Origin of the sequence: Burkholderia sp. E168m23 (assembly GCF_016586125.1) — a bacterium.
Lineage (GTDB): Bacteria > Pseudomonadota > Gammaproteobacteria > Burkholderiales > Burkholderiaceae > Burkholderia > Burkholderia orbicola.
Window position 1 is genome coordinate 1 of the sequence record NZ_BCPP01000056.1, and the last position, 14525, is coordinate 14525.

Here is a 14525-nt window from a genome sequence, read left to right on the forward strand (position 1 = left end):
CCATTGCGAGCTGGCTGGCCGGCGACACGCTGCGCCGCTTCGTCGACGGCGCGTCACTCGTGCTGCTGTTCAACAACGCGGGCATCGTCGACCCGATCGGCCCGCTCGCCGCGCAGGACCCGGCGATCGTCGCCCGCGCGGTCGGCCTGAACGTCGCCGCACCGCTGATGCTGTCGGCCGCGCTCGCGCAAGCCGCCTCGGCCGCGACCGAATGCCGGATCGTGCACCTGTCGAGCGGTGCGGCCCGCAATGCGTATGCCGGCTGGAGCATCTACTGCGCGACCAAGGCCGCGCTCGATCATCATGCGCGCGCGGTCGCGCTCGACGCGAACGGCGCGCTGCGGATCTGCAGCGTCGCACCGGGCGTCGTCGATACGGGCATGCAGGCCACGATCCGCGCGACCGGCGAAGACAACTTCCCGATGCGCGAGAAATTCGACCAGTTGAAGTCGAGCGGCGCGCTCGCCACGCCCGAGGCGACCGCCCGGCAACTGATCGGCTATGCGCTGAGCGATGTGTTCGGTACCGAGCCGACGGCCGACGTGCGCAACCTGCCGACGAAGTAAGCGCCGGACGCGGCCCGTCATCCTTCGAGCCGCTTCGTCCAGTCTTCGACCTGCCGCCCGGTCCGGCGTTTTTCGAGCATCTTGCGCCAGCCGGGCGGCAGCAGCGGCACGTCGCACAGCGCATCGAGCGCGGCCATGTCGAGCGTGCGTCGATACAGCACGTCGAGCACCGTCGACAGCGGCCATTCCGGGTAGCGGCGCTCGTGCAGCGCCAGCACATCGCCCGCCGCCACCCAGCCTTCCTGCAGCACGCGGTAGTACCAGCCGGTCCGGCCGCTGTGCTGCACGAGCGCCGCCATCCGCGGATGATCGAAACGCGCGTTGAGCTTCCAGCACGGCTGCCGCGACTGCGACACCCGGAGCACCGCGCCGCCCAGCGTGAACACGTCGCCGAGACACACGTCGTGCTCGGTGATGCCGCGCGTCGACAGGTTCTCGCCGAACGCACCCGGCCGGGCGAGCACGTCGCGCGCGCCGATCTGCCCGGTCCACCACGGATAGTGATCATGCGCATAATGATGAACGGCCTTGTCGGGGCCGCCGTGATGCCGCGCATCGGCCTGCTGGTCGCCGGCAAAGCCGAGCGCGCCCAGCCACAGGCGTGCGTCCACCGGCTGCTTGTCGATCGCGCTCGCGTGCGGTGTGCCGGCGAGCGGCCGGCTCACGCCGATCCGCACCGCGCCGATGGCGACCGCGATCGCCAGCCGTGCGTCGGCGCTCATGCCGCCACACCGTCCGGCAGCGCCGCGAGCAGGCGCTCGAGTTCTCGTGTGCGTGCGTCGCCGAGCGGCAGCAGCGGTCGCCGCGGTTCGCCGGCGTCGAAGCCGCGCAGCCTCAGCCCGGCCTTCACGGTCACCGGCAACCCGCCGTTGACGATGAACTGCAGCAACGGCAACTGCGCGTGAAAGACCGATCGGGCGCGCGCGAGGTCGCCCGCGCACATCGCGTCGAACAACGCGAGCGGCAACGCGGCATTCAGGTTCGGCGCGGCCGTGCACCATCCGGCCGCGCCGGCGGCCAGCGCGGCGAGCGCCATCGGATTGCTGCCGTTGTAGAACGGGATCGTGCCGTCGCTCAATTGCGCGAGCCGGTGTATCCGGCCGATGTCGCCGGTGCTTTCCTTCACCATCGTCACGTTGTCGACGGTCTGGCAGATCGTCGCGATCAGCTCGGGCGACATGTCGACGCCGCTCGTCGCCGGGTTGTTGTACAGCATGATCGGGATGCCGATCGCGTCGCCGATCGCACGGTAGTGCGCGACGATCTCGTCGTTGCCGAGCTTCCAGTACGACACCGGCAGCACCATCACCGCATCGGCGCCGGCCTGCTCGGCAAAGCGGGCGCGGCGCACCGCGCCCGCCGTGGTGAGATCGGAAATTCCGACGACGGTCGGCACGCGCCGGCGCACCGCGCGAATCGACGCGGTAGCGACGGCCTCCCATTCGGCGTCGGACAGGTAGGCGCTTTCGCCGGTACTGCCCAGCGGCGCGATCGCGTGAACGCCGTCGGCGATCAGGCGTTCGATCAGCGCATCGAGCGCTGTCAGGTCGACGTCGCCGTCGGCGGAGAACGGCGTGACCGGGTAGGCAATGATGCCTTTCAACAGGATGGACACGATTGGTATTCCTCAATGATTGACTAAAAAGATCGGAACGGTGCACTCGCTTACGCGACGCAATCCTGATGCGTATGCAATGCGCGGCGCGCGTAGTAGTCGAACGTCACCGCATCGCGCTTGGGCTTCGAGATCCAGTCGTGCGCCTCACGCGCCAACGCCGGAGGCACCGGTTTGATCTCGCCGGCCGACATCGCGAGCAGTTGAAGCTTCGCGGCGCGTTCGATCAACAGCGCGAGAATGCACGCCTCCTCGATCGTCTTGCCGACCACGAGCTGACCGTGATGCGACAGCAGAATCGCGCGCTTGCTGCCGAGCGCCTTCGAGATGATCTCGCCCTCCTCGTTGCCGACCGGCACGCCCGGCCAGTCCTTCAGGAACGCACAATCGTCGTACAGCGGGCAGGTATCCATATGCGACACGACGAGCGGCTGTTCGAGCATCGACAGCGCCGCGACATGCGCGGGATGCGTATGGATGATGCAGTTCACGTCCGGGCGTTCGCGATAAATCCACGTATGGAACCGGTTGGCCGGGTTCGGAATGCCATCGCCGTCGACGACGTCGAGATCCTCGTTGACGCGCAGCAGGTTCGCGGCCAAGATCTCGTCGAAGCCGAGCCCGAGCCGCTGCGTGTAGTACGTGCCGGCCGCGTCCGCGCGGCAGGTGATCTGCCCGGCCAGGCCCGAGTCGTGGCCGGCGTCGAACAAAATCCGGCAGGTCAGCGCAAGCTTTTGTCGCGCGGACCAGCCGCTGTCCCCCACCTCGTTTTCCAGACGCCGCTCTGCCAGCGCGACCAGCGCTTCCTTCGTCAAATTCAGCGTTTCCGCCATGTTCGCCTCCTGAATGAACCGGGTCTGCCGCGCCGTCCGCGGCCGTTTCCCCGATCACGAATGACACACGATACACCGAATGACACTTTGTGTCATGCGTTACAATCGGTTTTTCGAAGGACACCTGGCGCCCCATGACGATTCGCCTGAAGCTGCTCAGAAAACAGAAGGGCTGGACGCTCGACGTGCTGGCCGACGAGACCGGCCTCACCAAGAGCTACCTGTCGAAGGTCGAGCGCGGCCTGAGCGTGCCGTCGATCGCGGTCGCGCTGAAGCTGTCGAAGGCGCTGAACGTCGACGTCGAGCAACTGTTCTCGGAAAGCCGCAACCGCGAACTGATCACGGTCACGCGCGCCGGCGAGCGCACGGCAATGGGGGCGGCGGCCGACAGCCACGCGCATCGCTTCGAAAGCATCGCAGCGGGCGTCGCGCCGAAGAAAATGCTGCCGTTCGTCGTGCATCCGCCGCACGAATTCGTCGCATCGACGTTCCGCGAGCACGAGGGCGAGGAATTCCTGTTCGTACACAAGGGACGCATCGAAATCGAATTTCCGAACGAGACGGTGCAACTCAAGGCCGGCGATTCAGTCTATTTCAACGCACTGATCCCGCACCGCACGCGCAGCCTCGGCACCGCGCAGGCGGAGATCCTGGTCATCGTCAGCCACGACGACTAGCCTCGTCACTTCTCGTCACTTTTTCGCGCAAGGATCTTCCGATGGTCACCAAGGCCACCGCACCGTTCCAGCAGATCAAGACGCTCGTCCGTCAGAACGTCGAGTCCGGCGACTGGCGCCCCGGCGACCGCATTCCGTCCGAGCTCGATCTCGCCGCGCAGTTCGGCGTCGCACGCATGACGGTCAACCGCGCGCTGCGTGAGCTGACCGAGGAAGGCGTGCTCAAGCGCACCGCAGGCGTCGGCACCTTCGTCGCCGAGGTGAAGCCGCAGTCGAACCTGCTGATGATCGCGCACATCCGCGACGAAATCCGCGCGCGCGGGCACGAATATCGCTGCCGCGTGCTGAGCCAGTCGAGCGAACCCGCGTCGTTCGACGTCGCGGCCGCGTTCGGCCTGCCGGTCAACACGCCGGTCTTTCACGTGGTGTGCGTGCACGAGGAAAACGGCCGCCCGATTCAGCTCGAGGATCGCTACGTGAACCCGGCCGCCGCGCCCGGCTTCATCGACCAGGATTTCCAGACCGAGCCGCCGTCCGAGTACCTGTACAACAACGTGTCGCACTACGAACTTGAAATCGAGCACGTCGTCGACGCGTCGCTGCCCACCAGCGAGCAGGCGCGGCTGCTCGACATGCGCGCCGACGAGCCGTGCCTGACGCTCACGCGCCGCACATGGACGGACGGGCTGCCCGTCACGTTCGTGCACTTCCTGCATCCGGGCAACCGCTACCGGCTCGGTTCGCGCTTCAAGCCAGGCGCGGGGCGCCACCCGACCTGATCGTTCGTCGCAAGCCCCTCAACGCACGGCGGCCGTTTCGTCATGAAACGGCCGCCGTATTCGTTACCTGCGCTGCTCAGATCGCGCCGACCTGCCCCGCGTCGCGCGACCACACCACCGGAAACAGTGGATGATCGAGCGGTGCGCCGTCGGCCAGTTGCGCCGCGAGCCCGGGGAAATCGGGCGACGTTTTCCAGCGGCGCGGCGCGTGACGGATATCATCGCCGACGAAGCGGATCGAGAACGCACGGCGGCGGTTCTGCGTGCCGCCCGACGCATGCAGCGTGAGCATCCGGAAGCACACCATGTCGCCGGGTTCGAGCGCCCAGCGGCGAATCGGGAAGGCCGCGCGGTCGGCTTCGATGTCGGGCAGGTCGGCGAGGCTGCCTTCCGGAAACCACTTCGCCTCCTTGTCCATGAACGTGCGCGGCATCAGCCACGGCCCGCGATGCGAGCCCGCGACGAATTCCAGCGTCGATTCGAGCGGCACCGGATCGACCGGAATCCACATGCTGACGTTGTCGTCGCCTTCGATGTCGTAGTACGGCTGGTCCTGATGCCACGGCGTGCGCTGCCGCGTGCCGGGCTTCTTCACGAGCAGGTGATCATGATGCAGCCGCACGTGGTCGGTGCCCATCAGCGCGGCGGCGACTGACGGCGCCGGCGAGCGCACGATGAAATCGCGATACGCGTCGTTGTGCTGCCAGTTGCAGAAATCCTCGAAGAACCAGCCCGGATCGTCGGGCCGGCTCGCGACTTTCGCGCGTTCGCTCGGTTGCGCGAGGTTCGCGTCGATGCCGGCCCGCAGCGCGGCCACTTCGTCAGGCGAAAAAATGCCCTTGATGCAGACCGCGCCTTCCTCGCGGAACGCGGCGATCAGTTCGGGCGTCACGGCTTGCGCGACGCGCTCCTGGATACTCGTCATGGTGTGCCTGTCGATCGAATGAGTCACGGGGTCACGGCGCCGAAGTCAGTTGCTGCTTCGCGCCGTAGATGTCGAAGTCGAAGTATTTCGCGGCAATCTTCTGGTACGTGCCGTTCGCGCGAATCGCGACGATCGCGTCGTTCAGCCGCTTCTTCATGTCGGCGTCGCCCTTGCGTATGCCCATCGCGACGCCGTAGCCGGTGATCCGCGCGTCGGTCACGTCCGGGCCCGCGAACGCGTAGCCCTTGCCGCGTGGCGTCTTCAGGAACGAGTAGCCGGCCTGCGTCTTGTCCTGGAAGGTCGCGTCGAGGCGGCCGTTGACGAGATCCTGGTACACCTGGTCCTGATTCTGGTAGGAGACGATCGTCACGCCCTTGGTCGCCCATTCGGCCTTCGCGTACGCCTCCTGCGTCGTGCCCTGGTCGATCCCGATGCGCTTGCCGGCGAGCGACGCGGCGCTCGGCAGCAGCTTCGAGCCGACCGGCGCGACGAGCGCGCCCGGCGACGCATACAGCTTGTTCGAGAAGTCGATCTGCTTGAGCCGCTCGTCGGTGGCCGTCATCGCCGACATGATCACGTCGAACTTGCGCGCGCGCAGCGCCGGGATCATCCCGTCGAAGCCCTGCTCGACCCACACGCACTTCGCATGCAGCTGCTCGCAGATCGCATTGCGCAGGTCGATGTCGAAGCCGGCGAGCGAGCCGTCGGGCTGCTTCGCCTCGAACGGCGGATAGGTGGGGTCGATACCCCAGCGGATCGTCGCCGTATCCTGCGCGAACGACACGAGCGGCGCGAACGCCAGCGCGGTGGCGAAGAGCTTTGCGGTGCGGTTCATGGCGGGTCCTTGAAAGTCTCGACGCGGCGGGCGATGCCGGCGTCCGGTGGGGCGTCGCGACGGGGGGGCGGCGCGGGGCGTGAAAGACGACGGACTTCGATGAAACTGCGATGCAGTCTAGACTGCTTGATTTTTGAGCGCAAGCGGGGAAATACGGGAGGGGCGGCGGATTGAGAGAAGATCGAAACCGAGAGGCGAGGCGATGCTCAATTGTGAGATTTTCCAGGAATTTTCGGGTGTTTACCCCGCGCGATCCATACCTGACACAGAATGCGCTTTCCGAATGTTAACGAGAGGAAGTGATCTACACCGGTCACCACGGCGATGAGTTTCCCGCAGTTCCATCGAACCTACCGGCAATGCGACCTATACTGCGATGGAATTTTTCAACACCAATATCGCGCTTCAAGATGTAAGATATAGCTTACATTGAAGAGCACCCAACCTTCGTCGGGAGGTCGCCATGCAACTCTATGAAATCGGACAGGCCGTCGCAAAACGGCGGGCCGAACTCGACCTCACGCAGGCGCAACTTGCCAAGCTCGCCGGGTTGTCTCGCCTTACCGTCAACCAGCTCGAATCCGGCAAGGTCAAGGATCTCGGTATCAACAAGCTCATCCCGTTGCTCAGTGTGCTCGGCATTGAACTTCTGGCACTGCCGCGACAGGCTCAAAACGGTCTTTACAAAGCCGTCGTGAGCGCGAACGTCAGCTACAAGGGTGAACTGACCGAACGACTGCTGGCCGATGCGTTGACCACGGGACGAATTCCGGAGGGGTACGAATCACAGTTCTCCGTCATCCTCGACGAAGTGCCGCTGCCTGTCGTGGTGAAGGCGGCCGAGGAAGCCGCCGAGCGCTCGGGCACCCCGCTTCGGACTATCTGGAAAAATCTTGCCGCTTGGTCGAAGGACCTTCATCTGTATCGGGAAGTATGGGCATGACCGTACCATCCACTTTGCCCGACGGCCCGTGGCAGGGTCTTTTTCGCCACGCACTGACACTGATCGAAGAGATACGGAAGCACGGCACGTCGAGTCCGTTCTGGACATTTGGCGGAGGCACCGTCCTCATGCTGCGCCACGGCCATCGCGTCAGCAAGGACGTCGACATCTTCGTACCCGATCCGCAGTATCTCGGGTACGTGAACCCTCGCATCAGCGATGCCGCGTCCGACATCACGCCGAATTATGAGGAACACGCCGGGTTCGTGAAGCTGATGCTGCCCGACGGCGAAATCGACTTCGTGGTCTCCCGGAATCTGACGTCTCCCGGCTACGACGAATGGATGCTGATGGATCGCGTCGTCAAGGTCGAGACTTCCGCGGAAATCGTCGCCAAGAAAATGTGGCACCGCGGCGATCGTCCGACCGCCCGGGACCTGTTCGATCTGTGCCTGGTCATCGAGCGGGAGCCGGAAAGCCTGATGGACGCCGGTGCGTTCCTCGTTCGGCATCGCGACACGTTTCTGCGTCTGCTCAACGAGCATCGTGCCTTCGTTCAACCGCGCTTCGACGACATCCGGACACTCGGCTACACGCCGTCGTTCGACTATTGTGTTGAACTCGCCGACGCATTCCTGCGAAAACTCCCCGGCGGCACGCCGGAACCCAAATCGCGCCGCCGCTAAACCTACTGCGCCCCGCCACCAGCCCGCTCGTTCGCCCCATACCCGCCGTCGCGCGGGCGGCAGCGGCGTCACGCCGTTCGATCCGCACGTCCCGTTCGCCGCGTCGTCGAGCACGACCGCGTTCGGCCGCCGGAATCCACGCGGTGCAGCGATAGCGGATCGGGCTGCGCAGATCGGCGCTGTGCGCGAGCGTCATCCATTGGATGTCGTCTGGCGCCTCAAAATCCCGCCAAACACCACTCCCAAGTCCGGCGAAACCGCGATTGCCCGCGATGTCCGGCCATGTTAAAAGTCATCGCACGCATTTGAAAATGAAATGCCCGAATCCACAGAAGTGCAGAAATGAATAGACCCCTGTTCGACATCGACCTGCTGCGCGCGCTCGTGATGGTCGCCGATTGCGGCAGTTTCACGACCGCTTCCGCGCGCCTGCATTCGACACAGTCGACGGTCAGCCAGAAGGTGCGCCGGCTCGAGGAAATCGCCGGCCACCGCCTGCTCGATCGCGGCGCGCGCGACGTGCGGCCGACCGACGCGGGCGTGACGGTGCTCAGCTATGCGCGACGCATGCTCGCGCTGAACGACGAGATGCTGGAGGCGCTGTCGGGTGCGACGGTCGCGCTGACGATCCGGCTCGGCGTACCCGACGATTTCGCCGCGGGCCGCACGACGCATGCGCTCGCGGCGTTCAAGCGCGAGCATCCGCAGGTGAAGCTCGAAGTGACGTGCGGGCTGAGCCGCGACATCAGCGCCGCGTACGATCGCGGCGAACTCGACCTCGTGCTGATCAAGCAGCGGCGCGACAGCCGCGAGGCGGTCGTGCGCTGGCCGGAGAAGCTGCGCTGGATCGACAGCGCGAAGCATCCGTCGATCAATCTCGACCCGGTGCCGATCGTCGTGTTCCCGCCGCGCGGGCTCTATCGCGACGACATGATCAAGGCAATCGAGGAGCGCGGCCGCCGCTGGCGGATCAGCTTCACGACGTCGAGCCTGAGCGGCATCCAGGCGGCCGTCGCGGACGGGCTCGGCATCAGCGTGCTGCCCGCGCGCGTGGTGACCGACGAGCACGTGGTGCTGACCGCGAAGCAGGGCTTCGCGCCGATCGAGCACATGGACATCGCGATCCTGCACCGGCCGACGGCCGACCCGATGGTCAGCGCGTTGACGAAGGCGCTTGCGGCGATGCTGGAACTCGAAGAGCGGTAGGCGAAGCGGATTGCAAACGGAAGCGGCGCACAGGGGCGCCGCGCACTACACGCATCAGAACAATCAGAACAATCAGAACATCGTATTGCCGTTCGCCGCCTGCTCGGGCACCGGCTGGTTGACGTCCCAGTGTTCGACGATCTTGCCGTGTTCGAGCCGGAAGATGTCCATGATCGCGCTGCCGCGCGTGCCCGGTTCGCGCACCGCGTGCACGTGCAGGATCACGTAGTCGCCATCGACGAACGAGCGCTTGATCTCGCTGTGCGACTGCGGATATTTATCGCGCAGGAACGCGACGAACTTGCGGAAGCCGTCGCGACCATCGGCCGCGTTCGGGTTGTGCTGCACGTAGCGATCGCCGACATACGCGAGCGCGGCGTCCGCATCCTTCTCGTTCAGCCCTTTCTCGTAGAACGCGAGCACCGTGCGCCGGTTGGCTTCCTGCTGCGCGTCGGCCGGGCCGGCCGCCACCGCATGCGCGGCCGTCACGGCGAACAGGGCCGCCGCCATCCATCGTGCGGCCCGTGCCGCGGTCGTGCGTCGCATCGTCGTCTCCCGGAAATCCGGCTGAAAACCGGATCATACCGGGGCGACGCGGCGCTCAGACCAGCGCGCCGTTGCGCGCGACGATTTTTCCGGACGACACGACGAGCCGCCGCACCGGCCGAGCGACGACGGCCTCGGCGAACGTCAGCGCATCGACGAGCACGACGTCCGCGCGGCTACCCGGCTGCAGTCCGTAATCCGCGAAACCGCAGCCGCGCGCCGCGCCGTGCGTCACGCAATCGAGCGCGACTTCGAGCGCATCGTCGCGGCGGAAATCATTGCGCATGCCGATCAGCATCGCGCGTTCGAGCATGTCCGGCGAGCCATACGGCGTCCACGTGTCGCGCACGCCGTCGTTGCCGCCGATCACGGTCACGCCCGCCGCACGGCATGCGGCCACCGGCGGCACCGGCACCGCGGCCGGCGCGGTCGTGACGATCGCGACGCCAAGTTCGGCCATCCGCGCGAGCAGCGCGTCGCGCTCGCGTTCGGCGAGATCGCCAAGACAGAAACCATGGCTGATCGTGACCTTGCCGTGCATCCCGTGCGCCGCCGTGCGCTGCAGGATCAGGTCGAGCGAGTACGCGCCCATCGACCCGCGCTCGTGCAGATGGATATCGAGCCCGCGGCCGTGGCGTTCGGCGATCGCGAACAGCACGTCCACCGCCTCGACCGGATCGCCTTCGATCGCGCACGGATCGAGCCCGCCGAGCAGGTCGGCACCAGCGCGGAGCGCGTCGGACAGCAGCACATCGGTGCCCGGCCGCTTGAGCACGCCCGATTGCGGAAACGCGACGATCTGGATCTCGACCTGCCCGCGCAGCGTCTCGCGCGTCGCGAGCACGCCGTGCAAATGGCGCAGCCCGGCTTCGGTATCGACGTCGACGTGCGTACGGATGCGCGTCGTGCCGGCCGCGAGGAACGCGCGCGCCAGCGCGAGCGACGCGGCACCCGCGTCGTGGCCGCTCGTCGCGCGATAGTGGCGTTCGTTCTCGATGCGGTCGACGAGGCGCGGGCCGACCTGGTTGCGATACCACGGCATCCCCCAGTGGGTCTTGTCGAGGTGGGTGTGGCCCTCGACGAGGCCAGGCAACGCCAACGAGAGCGCACCGTCCTCGATCGCGCAGCCGGCGGGCGCATCGAGCGCCGGGCCGACCCGCGCGATGCGATCGCCTTCGATCAGGATATCGAGCGCCGCGTCGGCGCTCGTGCGGACATTGCGGATCAGCAGGTTCGTCATGTCGGTTCCAGTCGGGTCGGTCAGTGCAACGCAGGCACGGCGCGGGCCGTGCCGCCGGTCGAGTGGGTCAGCGCGTGAAGCGCAGCGACGGCGCGAACGGTGCGTCCGTATCGCTTTCGCCGCGGCGGAATACCCAGCGTTCGGCCGGCACGCCGGCGACGGCCGCCGCCGCGTTCGGCGCACGCACCGCGACGAAGCTCGCGTCGCAGCCGACCGCGATTCCATAGTTCTCCTTGCCGATCGCGCGCGCGCCGGCGTGCGTCGCCATGTCGAGTGCGATGCCGAGCTCTTCGTCCGTGTAGAAGCCCGACCGGTAGCCGACCATCATCGCACGCTGCAGCATGTCGCCGTTGCCGTACGGCCACCACGCGTCGCGAATGTTGTCGTTGCCCGCGAACACATGCACGCCCGCGTCGCGCAGCCGTTGCACCGGCGGAAACGCGCAGTCGCCCGGCGCATTCGTCAGGATCGACACGCCGGCTTCGGCCAGTGCCGCAGCGGTGCGCTGCACGTCGTCGTCGCTCACCTGGCCGAGCGCGTATGCATGGCTCACGTTCACGCGCCCGGCGAGCCCGGCCGAGCGCGTGCGCGCCGCGATCCGCAGCAGTTGCGCGATGCCCGTGTCGCCCGGTTCGTGCAGGTGAATGTCGATTTTCGCGCCGCGCTTCTCGGCGATGCCGAACACGATGTCGAGCTGACCATCCGCGTCGCCGTCGAGCGTCGTCGGGTCGATCCCGCCGACCACGTCGGCGCCTTCGCGCACGGCCGCGTCGAGGATCTCGGCGGTGCCCGGGCAGGTGATCACGCCGGCCTGCGGAAACGCGACCAGTTCGATGTCGACGATCCCGCGCCATTGTTCGCGCGCGGCCATCACGGCGTGCAGGTTCGACAGGCCCGTCGTCGCATCGACGTCGACGTGGCTGCGCATCGCGATCGTGCCGAACGCGGCGGCCTGCGCGATCAGCGCATTCGCCCGCTCGACGGTAGGCGGCGCGGCCGCGAGCTGGCGCTTCTCGACCGCGAGCCGCTCGCGCAGCGAGCCGACCGGTTCGTGCGGCACCCAGCGATCGCCGACGAAGCTCTTGTCGAGATGGATGTGGCCGTCGACGAAACCGGGCAGCACGACGCGGCCGTCGAGGTCGATCGTCTGCGCGCCGGGCGCGGCTGTGCAATCGGCGCCGATCGCGGCGAAGCGGCCGTCGCGGACGACGAGGTTGACGAGCTGGCCGCCGGCGTCGCGGGCGTTGATGAAGAGTCGTTCGGTCATGGCTTCGAATGTGGGGCGGTCGCGGCGCGACACCGGCGCGGATCGAGGAAGGACCGCGGCCGGCGCGGCGCGACCGTTGGCAGGGAATCCGGCCACGATATCGAACGCTGCCGCCCGAGGCCAATTAAATGTCGCGATGCCGCGCATTCGATTTCGCGATGCGCGGCGCGGAAGCCTGCCGGGCCGGGCGCGACGGGGGCGCGATCGTCGAGGAAATGGCCGAAATGTCTTCGGCAATGCACGGGTCGCGTCGTCGGCACGCGTGCGCCGGGAAGCCGCGCCATGTCCTTGCCGCGCACGGCTTCGACGCCCCGCCCCACCGGGGATTTACGCGGCAACAGACTTTACACGTTGTTACCCGGCCGCACCGGACGCGCATCCGGCCATTCCTTATACTCACGCCGAGTTCGCCACCCATCACGGGAATCCATCGGCGGACACGTTGCCGATGCAGGAATCATCATGATGCGCATGCCTTCCACGAAGACCGTTCTGTTCGCCTCGCTCGTCGCCGTGGCGGCGCTTCCGCTCACTGCCTGCGTCGCGCCGGGCTACTACGGCGCACAGCCGGGCTATTCGCAACAGCAGCAATACGCGACGCCCGGCTATGGGCAGCCCGCGTACTCGCAACCGGGCTACGTGCAGCAGCAACCGGCGTATCCGAACCAGGCGCCGCAGCCGTACGATCAATACGGCAACCCGTCGCAATACGGCTCGCAGCCGTATGATCAGTACGGCAATCAGCAGCAATACGCGACCCCGTACGGCACGCAGTACGGCACCGTGTCGAACATCCAGCCGGTCAACGGCTCGGTCGCCCCGTCAGGCATCGCCGGCACCGTCGTCGGCGCGCTGGTTGGCGGCCTGGTGGGCAACCAGTTCGGCCGCGGTCACGGCCGCGATGCGGCGACCGTGATCGGCGCGCTCGGCGGGGCGGTGGCGGGCAACCAGATCGGCCAGCAGATGGGCGCCGCGCAAGGCCCGAGCAGCTACCGGATCGACGTGCAGGTGAGCGACGGCTCGATGCGCTCGTTCGACGTGCAGTCGCCGGGCAACCTGCGTCCGGGCGACCGGGTGCAGATCAACGGCAATCAACTGTCGCGCTATTGATGCCGCTGGCGTGCGCGTGAATTGATCGCGCGCACGTCGCCGGTTTGACGTCGGGCGCCGGTGCGGCGCGACGGCGCACGCGCTTTACACCCCTTACGCGCGCCCTCCTTGATCGCGGCACGACGCGCCGCCATCCCTGTCTTCTCCGTTCACGATCGTGCCCGCTACCCCTGCGACGCACCGACCATCGCTCCGCGACATCCGGATTCCTATTACGATAAGGGCGATGCATCCCGCGACCGCAGCAGCGGCGCGCCGGCATGCACGGCCCACAACCGGAATGCTGCCGATGACGATAAAGATCACGATCCGCCTGCTTGACGCCGCCGATGCGGCGCAGTTCCAGACCGTCCGCCTGCGCGCGGTCGACACCGCGCCCACGTCCTTCCTGCCGACGCTCGACGAGGAATCGCAGGTGCCGGTCGACGAATTCGCGAAGCGCCTCACGCCGACGCAGGCACAGGCCGTGTTCGGCGCGTTCGACGGCGACACGCTCGTCGGCATCACCGGTGTACGCCGCGACGCGCGCACGAAGATCGCACACAAGGCGACGATCTGGGGCGTGTACGTCGATGCCGCGTATCGCGGGCAACGCATCGCGCAGGCGCTGCTCGACAGCGCGACCGGGCATGCGGCGAACGCGTGGGGATGCAAGCAACTGATGCTGTGCGTGAACGACGTCAACCGTACCGCGGAGCGGCTCTATGCATCGCAGGGGTTCGTGCGGTTCGGCACGGAACCGCGCTCCCTGTTCGTCGATGGCCGCTTCTACGACGAGCACTACATGGTGAAGACGCTGGCGTAGCGTATTCGCGTTCGCGTGCAGGTACCGGCCGGCCGCACGCGAACGTCGTGGCGCATTACCTCATCTCATCGCTTATCGGCGATCGTCGTGTTGACAACCTGCCCGGCGATCGTCGCTTGCGTCGGCGTCATCGCGCTCACGCTGAACGCGTAGATCAGCCCTGGCGTCGTGACCGTCACGTTCTGCACGATCGGCGCTCGCGTGCGCACCGCATCGTTCGCCAGTTGGTAGTCGCAGTCGAATGTGACGATGAAGGCGTGGCGCGTTACCCGCTGCGAGGCGGGTGATCGGAGAGAGAAAGATGAACGACGACGATGGGCGCCATGGGCATGCCATGTGGGTAAGGGTATCGACGCGCCGGGCTATGGGATCACATTTATACGTCGTCGTACCATGCCGCACAGTCTGCGCACGCCTGGCACGGAACACGCGTCCGTTGCTTATCCAGCTTTCACGCACATAATCAGCTATATGTGAGCACACACTCACATA

The 14525-nt window shown here is 66.7% G+C and carries 16 protein-coding genes and 2 pseudogenes; 8 read left to right on the top strand and 10 right to left on the bottom strand.

Translation table 11 applies throughout. The annotated features are described in order from the left end of the window. The coding region (locus JMF90_RS05060) for an SDR family oxidoreductase (RefSeq protein ID WP_201324975.1) at positions 1-566 on the top strand (566 nt) is incomplete at its 5' end. Between the two features lie 17 nt (positions 567-583). On the opposite strand, the gene JMF90_RS05065 is transcribed toward JMF90_RS05060, so the two are convergent. The 3 genes from JMF90_RS05065 to JMF90_RS05075 are packed head-to-tail and all read right to left on the bottom strand — an operon-like array spanning position 584 to position 3014. Then, positions 584-1288: an MOSC domain-containing protein gene (locus JMF90_RS05065; RefSeq protein ID WP_011548827.1), complete on the bottom strand. Its 705-nt coding sequence runs from the start codon at positions 1286-1288 to the stop codon at positions 584-586. Beyond that, positions 1285-2181, bottom strand: a complete 897-nt coding sequence (locus tag JMF90_RS05070) for a dihydrodipicolinate synthase family protein (protein ID WP_011548826.1) — start codon at positions 2179-2181, stop codon at positions 1285-1287. Before JMF90_RS05070 ends, JMF90_RS05065 begins: the two co-directional genes overlap by 4 nt. A gap of 50 nt (positions 2182-2231) precedes the next feature. Further along, positions 2232-3014, bottom strand: a complete 783-nt coding sequence (locus tag JMF90_RS05075) for an aldolase (RefSeq protein WP_011548825.1) — start codon at positions 3012-3014, stop codon at positions 2232-2234. 134 nt (positions 3015-3148) lie between these two features. Here JMF90_RS05075 and JMF90_RS05080 point away from each other — a divergent pair, with 134 nt between their 5' ends. Further along, positions 3149-3691: a helix-turn-helix domain-containing protein gene (locus JMF90_RS05080; protein WP_011548824.1), complete on the top strand. Its 543-nt coding sequence runs from the start codon at positions 3149-3151 to the stop codon at positions 3689-3691. Positions 3692-3732: 41 nt separating this feature from the next. Further along, positions 3733-4470, top strand: coding sequence for a histidine utilization repressor (gene hutC / locus JMF90_RS05085; protein ID WP_006480260.1), 738 nt, complete (start codon positions 3733-3735; stop codon positions 4468-4470). 76 nt (positions 4471-4546) lie between these two features. Here the strand turns inward: hutC and JMF90_RS05090 are convergent, their stop codons facing one another. Together JMF90_RS05090 and JMF90_RS05095 are read right to left on the bottom strand one after the other, a co-directional pair. Then, the gene (locus JMF90_RS05090) at positions 4547-5395 is read right to left on the bottom strand and encodes a phytanoyl-CoA dioxygenase family protein (RefSeq protein WP_011548823.1); all 849 of its coding nucleotides are present in this window, start codon (positions 5393-5395) and stop codon (positions 4547-4549) included. 31 nt (positions 5396-5426) lie between these two features. Further along, entirely contained in the window at positions 5427-6230 is an 804-nt protein-coding gene (locus JMF90_RS05095; RefSeq protein WP_011548822.1) for an ABC transporter substrate-binding protein, read from the bottom strand. Between the two features lie 463 nt (positions 6231-6693). Here JMF90_RS05095 and JMF90_RS05100 point away from each other — a divergent pair, with 463 nt between their 5' ends. After that, the gene (locus JMF90_RS05100; RefSeq protein WP_011548821.1) at positions 6694-7173 is read left to right on the top strand and encodes a helix-turn-helix domain-containing protein; all 480 of its coding nucleotides are present in this window, start codon (positions 6694-6696) and stop codon (positions 7171-7173) included. Further along, positions 7170-7859, top strand: a complete 690-nt coding sequence (locus JMF90_RS05105; RefSeq protein WP_011548820.1) for a nucleotidyl transferase AbiEii/AbiGii toxin family protein — start codon at positions 7170-7172, stop codon at positions 7857-7859. The genes JMF90_RS05100 and JMF90_RS05105 overlap by 4 nt, the downstream gene beginning before the upstream one ends. Positions 7860-7974: 115 nt before the next feature. Here the strand turns inward: JMF90_RS05105 and JMF90_RS39990 are convergent. After that, positions 7975-8058: pseudogene (locus JMF90_RS39990) on the bottom strand (ankyrin repeat domain-containing protein); the annotation flags it as partial. Positions 8059-8201: 143 nt separating this feature from the next. Between JMF90_RS39990 and JMF90_RS05110 the strand changes: the two are divergent. After that, on the top strand, positions 8202-9065 hold the full coding sequence (locus tag JMF90_RS05110) for a LysR family transcriptional regulator (RefSeq protein WP_011548819.1): 864 nt from the start codon (positions 8202-8204) through the stop codon (positions 9063-9065). Between the two features lie 72 nt (positions 9066-9137). Here the strand turns inward: JMF90_RS05110 and JMF90_RS05115 are convergent, their stop codons facing one another. The 3 genes from JMF90_RS05115 to JMF90_RS05125 all read right to left on the bottom strand — a co-directional run bounded on the left by JMF90_RS05115 (position 9138) and on the right by JMF90_RS05125 (position 12118). Next, on the bottom strand, positions 9138-9611 hold the full coding sequence (locus JMF90_RS05115; protein WP_006480256.1) for a nuclear transport factor 2 family protein: 474 nt from the start codon (positions 9609-9611) through the stop codon (positions 9138-9140). A 55-nt stretch (positions 9612-9666) separates the two neighbouring features. Then, a complete protein-coding gene (locus JMF90_RS05120; RefSeq protein ID WP_011548818.1) occupies positions 9667-10851 on the bottom strand; it encodes an amidohydrolase family protein in 1185 nt (394 codons plus the stop codon). A 67-nt stretch (positions 10852-10918) separates the two neighbouring features. After that, positions 10919-12118 (bottom strand): amidohydrolase family protein, encoded by a 1200-nt coding sequence (locus JMF90_RS05125; RefSeq protein ID WP_011548817.1) that lies wholly within the window; start codon positions 12116-12118, stop codon positions 10919-10921. Positions 12119-12580: 462 nt separating this feature from the next. On the opposite strand from JMF90_RS05125, the gene JMF90_RS05130 reads away from it, so the two are divergent. Both JMF90_RS05130 and JMF90_RS05135 read left to right on the top strand, forming a co-directional pair. After that, on the top strand, positions 12581-13228 hold the full coding sequence (locus JMF90_RS05130; RefSeq protein ID WP_011548816.1) for a glycine zipper 2TM domain-containing protein: 648 nt from the start codon (positions 12581-12583) through the stop codon (positions 13226-13228). A 280-nt stretch (positions 13229-13508) separates the two neighbouring features. Continuing rightward, complete coding sequence (locus tag JMF90_RS05135) at positions 13509-14033, top strand: GNAT family N-acetyltransferase (protein WP_050768812.1); 525 nt, start codon at positions 13509-13511, stop codon at positions 14031-14033. Between the two features lie 65 nt (positions 14034-14098). On the opposite strand, the pseudogene JMF90_RS05140 reads toward JMF90_RS05135, so the two are convergent. Next, a pseudogene (locus JMF90_RS05140) lies at positions 14099-14284 on the bottom strand (hypothetical protein); the annotation flags it as partial. Between the last annotated feature and the right edge of the window lie 241 nt (positions 14285-14525).

What these genes read in the sequence shown, in the direction of transcription:
- JMF90_RS05065 (WP_011548827.1), bottom strand. Translation starts at nt 1,288, where the DNA reads ATGAGCGCCGACGCACGGCTGGCGATCGCGGTCGCCATCGGCGCGGTG.
- JMF90_RS05075 (WP_011548825.1), bottom strand. Translation starts at nt 3,014, where the DNA reads ATGGCGGAAACGCTGAATTTGACGAAGGAAGCGCTGGTCGCGCTGGCA.
- JMF90_RS05080 (WP_011548824.1), top strand. Translation starts at nt 3,149, where the DNA reads ATGACGATTCGCCTGAAGCTGCTCAGAAAACAGAAGGGCTGGACGCTC.
- hutC (WP_006480260.1), top strand. Translation starts at nt 3,733, where the DNA reads ATGGTCACCAAGGCCACCGCACCGTTCCAGCAGATCAAGACGCTCGTC.
- JMF90_RS05090 (WP_011548823.1), bottom strand. Translation starts at nt 5,395, where the DNA reads ATGACGAGTATCCAGGAGCGCGTCGCGCAAGCCGTGACGCCCGAACTG.
- JMF90_RS05095 (WP_011548822.1), bottom strand. Translation starts at nt 6,230, where the DNA reads ATGAACCGCACCGCAAAGCTCTTCGCCACCGCGCTGGCGTTCGCGCCG.
- JMF90_RS05100 (WP_011548821.1), top strand. Translation starts at nt 6,694, where the DNA reads ATGCAACTCTATGAAATCGGACAGGCCGTCGCAAAACGGCGGGCCGAA.
- JMF90_RS05105 (WP_011548820.1), top strand. Translation starts at nt 7,170, where the DNA reads ATGACCGTACCATCCACTTTGCCCGACGGCCCGTGGCAGGGTCTTTTT.
- JMF90_RS05110 (WP_011548819.1), top strand. Translation starts at nt 8,202, where the DNA reads ATGAATAGACCCCTGTTCGACATCGACCTGCTGCGCGCGCTCGTGATG.
- JMF90_RS05115 (WP_006480256.1), bottom strand. Translation starts at nt 9,611, where the DNA reads ATGCGACGCACGACCGCGGCACGGGCCGCACGATGGATGGCGGCGGCC.
- JMF90_RS05120 (WP_011548818.1), bottom strand. Translation starts at nt 10,851, where the DNA reads ATGACGAACCTGCTGATCCGCAATGTCCGCACGAGCGCCGACGCGGCG.
- JMF90_RS05125 (WP_011548817.1), bottom strand. Translation starts at nt 12,118, where the DNA reads ATGACCGAACGACTCTTCATCAACGCCCGCGACGCCGGCGGCCAGCTC.
- JMF90_RS05130 (WP_011548816.1), top strand. Translation starts at nt 12,581, where the DNA reads ATGATGCGCATGCCTTCCACGAAGACCGTTCTGTTCGCCTCGCTCGTC.
- JMF90_RS05135 (WP_050768812.1), top strand. Translation starts at nt 13,509, where the DNA reads ATGCTGCCGATGACGATAAAGATCACGATCCGCCTGCTTGACGCCGCC.